2 pseudogenes are annotated in these 1,820 nt (G+C 62.1%); both read right to left on the reverse strand.

The window, feature by feature from the left end:
- Window positions 1-231, reverse strand: a pseudogene (locus MKK70_RS11535) (LLM class flavin-dependent oxidoreductase); the annotation flags it as partial.
- Between the two features lie 122 nt (window positions 232-353).
- Window positions 354-1,124: pseudogene (locus MKK70_RS11540) on the reverse strand (MCP four helix bundle domain-containing protein); the annotation flags it as partial.
- Window positions 1,125-1,820 lie beyond the last annotated feature (696 nt).

Consider the following 1,820-nt stretch of genomic DNA (forward strand, 5'->3'; position numbering starts at 1 on the left):
CTGGAAGGTCACCGGGCGTCCCTGCGGGCTGCGCGGCACCGTGAGCGGCCCGGCGACCGAATAGTGCGTGCCGCAATGATTCACGGCGTGGACCTTGGCGGCGTCGACGAAGCGGCCGCTCGCCTTGTCGCCGACGAACGCCTCGTCCTCCCAGCTGTCCCACAGGGCGTGGACGAGGTCGGTGAACTCCCGCGCCCGGGCATAGCGCGCGCCGTGCGCCGAGGCGCCCCGCCAACAGCGGCTTCGAAGCCGTCCGCCATCTGACGCATCCCAGCTTTACGCTGCTCCTCGGCTGCAAGACGTGCCTGCGCCGTATCTGCCTCCAACTGGCGGGTGCGGATCAGATTGTCCTTGAACACCTGCACCGCGGCCGCCATCGCACCGATCTCGTCTCGGCGGCTCCGATAAGGCACCTGGGACTCTGTATCGCCGCTGGCGATGCCCGTCATTGCCTTTGTCATGGCTTGGATCGGCCGCGACACGCGCAGCAGGCCGAAAGCGGCAGCAGCTATCGCAGTGGCAAGAGCTAGCACAACGGCAACGTAGGCGGCGGTCGTCGCAGCACCAATCTCGGCGGTTGCAGCGTCCGCATCGCGGCGGGCGCCAACTTCGTTCAAAGTCACATCGCGCTGGAGGGCTGCACGCGCATCGTTGTACAAGCTAACCGCCTCTGGCGCACTCATTAGGGTGAGCGCTGCGGCCTGCCGACCAGCTTCCATCAGGCGGCGCATCTCTGCATCGGTGCGCTCAAAACGGCTCCAAACCATCGCGAAGGCATCGTAGAGTGTGCGTTCCTCGGGTGATGAGACCATCGATTCGTAGACGCGGCGAGCCACGGCAAGCTTATCGTGCATGGCTGCCAGTTGGGCCTCATTTTCGGCAAGGCGAGCGGGCGTATCGGACAGGCTGAGTAGCCGCAGCTGCTTGATCCGCACCTCCGACGTGGCTGCGCGGATATCGTTGACGGCGATGACGGAGGGCAACCAATTGGTTGTCACCTGCACGACGTTGTGGCGGATGCCACCAAGCTTCAAGATGGAGAGGGTGCCCTGTGCCGCGCAGATCAATGCGAGAAGGCCGAAGGCGACGGATAGCGCGGCCTTGAGGGAGAGGTTCGGGCGCATGTGGCAGAGCTCTGATCGTGAAGGGCTAGTCGGACCAATGCCACGCTACCGCACACCTGAAGGCAGGGCACGGATGTGCAACAATCTCGTGCGAGAGCGCGGGATGTATGAACAGGGAAGCCTATCTAAGAGGCTGTCCTTACTGTCTAAATTGCGTTATAAATGCTTAATTAAAACTTAATTCAACAAAAAATTGACCGGCAATACAAACTTATCAAAAGATCAAACGCTGAAAGGGTCCTCAAGGCACGCAAGGCCAAACTTATAAATTGATTGAATCGCGGGTTACTCGCTGGCCGTAGCTGCGAAAACGCCCAGGTCCCGCAGGGCGCCAGGTAATAAGTCGTTACTTATCGAGCAGGGCTCGTAGCGCCCGCCACTGCTCCCAGCCGGGCGGCCGACCCGCCGCACGACCTCACGCTCGAATGAGACGAAGGCCTGAATACCGCCCTCGGCATCCCGCAACGGCCGGCAGTCGATCTCGGCCCGTTACTTGGCTCCGTTGCCGCGGTAGTTGGTGACGTAGCCGTGAAACCGCCCGCATGAGGATAGAGTGCGGTGGAAGGCGTCAAGCGACTCCCGGCGCGTCTTCTTGCCTTTCATGATTCGCGGACGCTGCCCGCGGATCCCAACTGGGTCACGGCTGACTAGTCGCCCTAACGCGGGACTACCTTATAGGATGAGCGGGCTCGGAGG

The sequence above is a fragment of the Methylobacterium sp. E-041 genome (assembly GCF_022829665.1).
Taxonomy (GTDB): domain Bacteria; phylum Pseudomonadota; class Alphaproteobacteria; order Rhizobiales; family Beijerinckiaceae; genus Methylobacterium.